Here is a 4,757-nt window from a genome sequence, read left to right as displayed (position 1 = left end):
ACCCGCTGCCCGAACTCGCGTTGGCTACACCGTAGCGCAACATCTATTTTGGGACCGCTTCTACACACTTAAAGCCGCTTGACCCAATCGAGACGCAGTTTCTGAGGTTGCTGATTACCAGCGAGTCCCACGCGTAGCCGGGAATCGGCCGCGAGACATAGGACGTGTCGGCCGGTGAGATTCCGAGATTCGCCGGATTCGGCGTGAAGCCGGTCGCCCCACTGACCAGGATGTCGATCGCGCCGAGGTCGATGCTGAGCGAGTTCAAGACGTAGAGCTGTGTGCCGCCGAAGCCCACGTAGATCTCTACCGTTCCCGCCCGAGCGGCGCCGGCGACGGAAAGGGAGAAGACAAGGGCGATCAGGTACTGACGCGCGCGGGGCATCGACCACCTACCGTGTGGTCGACACTACGCGGGGCCTCGGGGCCCGGTCAATCGAGAATCCTGCCTGCGGGGCCCGCATTCCCGATTGACGGAAAACTGAATACGAATTATCGTTCGGCCCAACCTGCAGGATCCCCCCGGATGTATTTGAGCGAGACGCGAGCGACTTCCCGCTTCCAGTGGATCCAGCCCGTGCGCCAGGCGCGGAGCCAGGAGACGCTCGAACGCCTGCTCGACAGCGCCGAGGCGCTGATCGCGAACAAGGGATTCGACGACGTCACCGTCGCGGACATCGCGGCGCGCGCGGGGTTCTCGGTCGGCGCGGTGTACTCGCGCTTCCACGACAAGATCGGTGTGCTGCACTGCCTGCAGGACCGCTTCGTCGAGGAGGCGCACCTGACGACCGACGTCACCCTCGACCCCGAGCGCTGGGATGGCGCGGGCATCGACGAGATCGTGAGCGAGCTGGTCGCGTTCCTGGTGCAGATCTACCGCGAGGGCGGCGGGGTGCTTCGCGAGCTGATGGTGCACACGCGAAGCGAGCCGCAGATGGTCGAGCGAAAGGAGCGCCTGGCGGCGCACGTGAGCGACCACCTCTGCGCGCTCCTGCTGCCCCGGGCCGAGCGGATCCGTCATCCCGATCCGGCAACGGCGGTTGCGTTCGGGCTGCGCCTGGTCTTCGCGACCCTCGAGCAGGCGATTCTATTTGGCGAGGGTGGAATCCACGGGATTCCCGCCTCGGACGAGAAGCTGGCAGCGGAGCTGACGCGCGCTTTTCTGGGCTACCTCGGCGTCGAGGGCTGGCCCGCGACAGCGTCGTAGACGATCAAGACCCAAACGGAGCGAGGAGAGCAGCAATGGCGGTCAAATTCCCTTCGGTGGACTTCTTTCAGGAGCTGGCGCGTCGCATGAAGGCGAACCCGGCGGAGTTCGAGAAGCTCGGCTTCTGCGACACGGTGATGGGCGTGAAGGTGACGGGCTCGAACCCGCACCTCTACTCGCTCCGGTTCGACGTGTTCGAGTGCTCGGACGTGCGCGAGGTCTCGAGCCCCAGCGGGGCAGGATTCGACTTCACGCTCGAAGCTCCGCTAGCGCTCTGGAAGGAGATGTTCGAGGTGATCCAGAAGGGCGGCGGACAGCCGACGCCGTCGTACACGCTGAACAGCCTCTCGCACGTCGGTGACCGGATGAAGGTCGTCTACGACGATCCGGAGGGGCACGACAAGTTCTATCGCTTCATGGCGACGATCCAGGCGTTCGTGAACCAGGCGGCCGATCTCAAGATCGAGTGGGCATAGCCAGCCGGCCTTCATGGCCAGCACGGGAGGACGATCATGAGCTACTACGGAACCAATGATTTCTCGTACAACTCCGACTTCAACCTTCGCATCCGCGACATCAAGAAGGGCAACCTCGACTTCGGGTGGCTCGACCGAGCGCGCGAGGAAGTGAAGGTCCGACGCGCCGATCCGCGGCGCGGCCTGACGCTCGAGGACTGCGAAGTCGGCGTCAACGCGATCGACAACACGCCCGAGGTGGTGCGCGAGAACCGCGGCGTGGCCCCGCGCGGCGCGATCCTGCTCGAGGGCGCGGAGCAGCCGGACCTCGGTCCGTCGCTGAACAAGAAGTCCGACGTCTGGGCGTACCGCGTCCAGAGCTACTGGGAAGAGGCCATGAGCCGGCAGTGGAACGCCACCACCGACGTTCCCTGGGGCGACATGGACAAGTATGAGATCCCCGAGGACATCGAAGTCGCGTTCTGTCAGCTCTGCACGCTGCTCTCCGAGGTCGAGATGATCGCGACCGACCTGCCGGCGAAGTGGAGCCACCACATGAACAGCTACTTCCAGGACGTGAAGAACTTCATCGCCACGCAGGCGATCGACGAAGCCCGACACGCGGAAGTGTTTCGCAAGCGGGCGCTCGCGGGCGCCGGGCTGCTGCGCGCCAGCGTGCGCGGCGAGCACGCGCTGAAGGGAATCCTCGAGGCCGACAGCTACAGCGAGGGCAGCGTGTTCCTGCACGTGCTGGGAGAGGGCTTCATCCTCACGCTCTTCCGCTCCAGCGAGTACATCTCGCCGACGCCGGTCGAGCAGCGCATGTTCCAGCTGGTCATGCAGGACGAGGCGCGCCACGTCTCGTACGGGCTGCAGCACCTGAAGTACTTGATGGACAACTGCCCGGAGGTCCGCCCGCAGATCAACGGCTTCCTCGACGAGGCCGAGCGGCACCTCTCCGGTCTGTTCAACCCCGATCAGCTCGAGTCGATGATCGTGCTCGGCGGCAAGGGCACCACGCCCGACTGCATCCGCACCGGCATCCAGACCGTGGGCGCGTTCCAGGGCAAGCAGATCGAGGAGTACTTCCACCGCGCCGAGCGCGCCGGCCTGCCCGAGCGCCGCACCCGCAGCCCGTTGCTCGAGCTGCAGAAGCGGATGATCGCCGGAATCATGGGCTGAGCCGAGGAAAGGAAACGAGATGGGCTACTACGCGAGAGACGATTTCTTCAACAACCCGGAGATCCTGGCGCGCTCGGTCGAGATCCTGAAGGGCAAGCTGACGCTCGACTGGATGACCTGCGGCCGCGAGGACGCGAACTGTCGGCCGAGCCATCCGCGGCGCGGGCTCACCTTCGGCGACACCAATGTGGGTCGCTACGGGTGGGATCAGATTCCCGAGAAGATCCGCCACAACTACTCGATGGCGCCGCGCGGGGCGGTCCTGTCTCCGGGTCTGCCGCACCTGGGCTACGACATCAATCGCAAGAGCGAGGTGTGGTCCGAGAACGCGCCCGATCTCTACGAGGAGTCGAAGGCTCGGCACTGGATCCCGTCGCGGGAGGTCCCCTGGGAAGCGGTGGAGAAGCTCGACCATTCGCCCGACTTCGAGCGGGCGATGGCGCAGCTGTACACGGATCTCACGAGCATGGCGACGGTCCTGGGCGACATCCCCTCGAAGTGGGTCTGGCGCATCAACCAGGAGCTGGTCGAGCTCAAGATGTGGCAGTGCACGCAGATGTTCGACGCGGCCCAGCTCGCGGACGTGTTCCGCAAGCGCGCCATCGCCGGCGGAACCGGGCTCGGTCGTGACCACGCGCCGCTGGGCGAGCTGATGAAGGCCGTCTTCGACGCGAGCACCTACCCGTGCGCCTCGGCGTCCGGGTACCTGCTGCTCTGCGGCCTGATGCAGTCGCTGATGCGCCACATGGGCGCCGTCTCGACGAACAAGGCCGACGAGACGATCGCGCGCTTCGGCGTCCAGGACGTCACGCGCTCGATCGCCTACGGGATCGGGCACATGCGCTACCTGATCGCGACGCGACCCCACGAGGCGACGGCCATCGCCAACCACCTCGACGAGGTGGAGAACTCCGCCGTCGGCCTGCTGGGCGCGCCGATCTTCATCTCGAGCCTGGCGCTGATCACCGCGGGCAATCGCGCCGGGGCGGCCGCGGCCGTGCCGCGCGTGATGGCGCTGTACCGGCGCTTCGCGAACGAGCACGCGGCGAGACGCCGCGCGGCAGGGCTCGCGAGCGAGCACAGCCCGATCGAGGCGTTCGTGCGGAGCCTCGAGGCGTAGCGCCGGTCCGAGGGCGAGCTAGGAGCCGAAGAGCTGCTTCAACAGATCCGTCGCGCGGGCGGTGGGGTTGGTGCGGATCTTCTTCTCCTCCTCGCCCACGACGGTGAACAGGCCCGACAGCGTCTTGTCGGTGACGTAGCGGTTCAGGTCGAGCTTCGGCGCGGAAGCGAACGGGACGGACGACGTGTAGCGGCCGATCAGCTGCTCGTAGAGCTTGTTCACGCCGACGTCCTTCATCGCGTCGGCGACGATCGGGCCGAAGCGCGTGCGCAGCGGATCGCTCGTGGTCTTCTGGAAGTACTGAGTCGCGGCGGTGTCGCCGCCGGTCAGGATTCCGCGCGCGTCGTCGAAGCTCATCTGCGTGATTGCGTCGACGAATACGGGGGTGGCCTCGCCCGCGGCCTTCTCGGCGGCGTGATTCATGGCCACCTCGAGCTCGTCCACCTGCGCGCCCATGCCGATGCCGCGCAGGGCGCTTGCCACCGACGAGAGCTTGCCCGGAAGTCCGATGCGGATCTTCTGGTTGTCGAGGAAGCCGTTCGTCTTCGAGGTGCTCTGCACGGCTCGCTCGGTCGCGACGCGAAGCGCCTCTTTCAGGCCCGAGGCGGTGGTCCCCTCGGAGAGCGGCGTGGCGGCAAGCACGATCATCCCGGCCAGCGATACGGCTAGAGGCAGTCTCAAAATTGTCTCAGCATGATGCAGATACAGGCGAGTTGGACGAATGCTCGGTAGTTCTGGGCTTTGTACTCCCAGCGGGTGACGACGCGGCGGAAGTTCTGCAGCCAGGCGTTGA

Annotated in this window: 6 protein-coding genes; 4 read left to right on the top strand and 2 right to left on the bottom strand. The window is 65.9% G+C overall.

Translation table 11 applies throughout. From position 1 onward, the window contains the following. Window positions 1-43: 43 nt before the first annotated feature. Window positions 44-385 carry a hypothetical protein gene (locus FJ108_17950; protein ID MBM4337775.1) on the bottom strand — a complete coding sequence of 114 codons (342 nt, stop codon included), beginning with the start codon at window positions 383-385 and terminating at the stop codon, window positions 44-46. Between the two features lie 141 nt (window positions 386-526). On the opposite strand from FJ108_17950, the gene FJ108_17945 reads away from it, so the two are divergent. Genes FJ108_17945 through FJ108_17930 form a run of 4 tightly spaced genes read left to right on the top strand, consistent with a single transcriptional unit; the run spans window position 527 to window position 3,964 of the window. Continuing rightward, on the top strand, window positions 527-1,207 hold the full coding sequence (locus FJ108_17945) for a TetR/AcrR family transcriptional regulator (protein ID MBM4337774.1): 681 nt from the start codon (window positions 527-529) through the stop codon (window positions 1,205-1,207). A gap of 35 nt (window positions 1,208-1,242) precedes the next feature. Then, complete coding sequence (locus FJ108_17940; GenBank protein MBM4337773.1) at window positions 1,243-1,683, top strand: hypothetical protein; 441 nt, start codon at window positions 1,243-1,245, stop codon at window positions 1,681-1,683. A gap of 36 nt (window positions 1,684-1,719) precedes the next feature. Continuing rightward, window positions 1,720-2,844 carry a ferritin-like domain-containing protein gene (locus tag FJ108_17935; GenBank protein MBM4337772.1) on the top strand — a complete coding sequence of 375 codons (1,125 nt, stop codon included), beginning with the start codon at window positions 1,720-1,722 and terminating at the stop codon, window positions 2,842-2,844. A 19-nt stretch (window positions 2,845-2,863) separates the two neighbouring features. Then, window positions 2,864-3,964 carry a hypothetical protein gene (locus FJ108_17930; protein ID MBM4337771.1) on the top strand — a complete coding sequence of 367 codons (1,101 nt, stop codon included), beginning with the start codon at window positions 2,864-2,866 and terminating at the stop codon, window positions 3,962-3,964. A gap of 18 nt (window positions 3,965-3,982) precedes the next feature. On the opposite strand, the gene FJ108_17925 is transcribed toward FJ108_17930, so the two are convergent. Continuing rightward, a complete protein-coding gene (locus FJ108_17925) occupies window positions 3,983-4,645 on the bottom strand; it encodes a DUF4197 domain-containing protein (protein MBM4337770.1) in 663 nt (220 codons plus the stop codon). Between the last annotated feature and the right edge of the window lie 112 nt (window positions 4,646-4,757).

It is taken from the genome of Deltaproteobacteria bacterium (assembly GCA_016875225.1).
GTDB lineage: Bacteria > Myxococcota_A > UBA9160 > SZUA-336 > SZUA-336 > VGRW01.
Note: the sequence above shows the minus strand (reverse complement) of the source record. Positions and strands in the feature narration are given on the sequence as shown.

Coding starts and splice junctions, on each gene's coding strand:
- FJ108_17950 (MBM4337775.1), bottom strand. CDS start 385: ATGCCCCGCGCGCGTCAGTACCTGATCGCCCTTGTCTTCTCCCTTTCC.
- FJ108_17945 (MBM4337774.1), top strand. CDS start 527: ATGTATTTGAGCGAGACGCGAGCGACTTCCCGCTTCCAGTGGATCCAG.
- FJ108_17940 (MBM4337773.1), top strand. CDS start 1,243: ATGGCGGTCAAATTCCCTTCGGTGGACTTCTTTCAGGAGCTGGCGCGT.
- FJ108_17935 (MBM4337772.1), top strand. CDS start 1,720: ATGAGCTACTACGGAACCAATGATTTCTCGTACAACTCCGACTTCAAC.
- FJ108_17930 (MBM4337771.1), top strand. CDS start 2,864: ATGGGCTACTACGCGAGAGACGATTTCTTCAACAACCCGGAGATCCTG.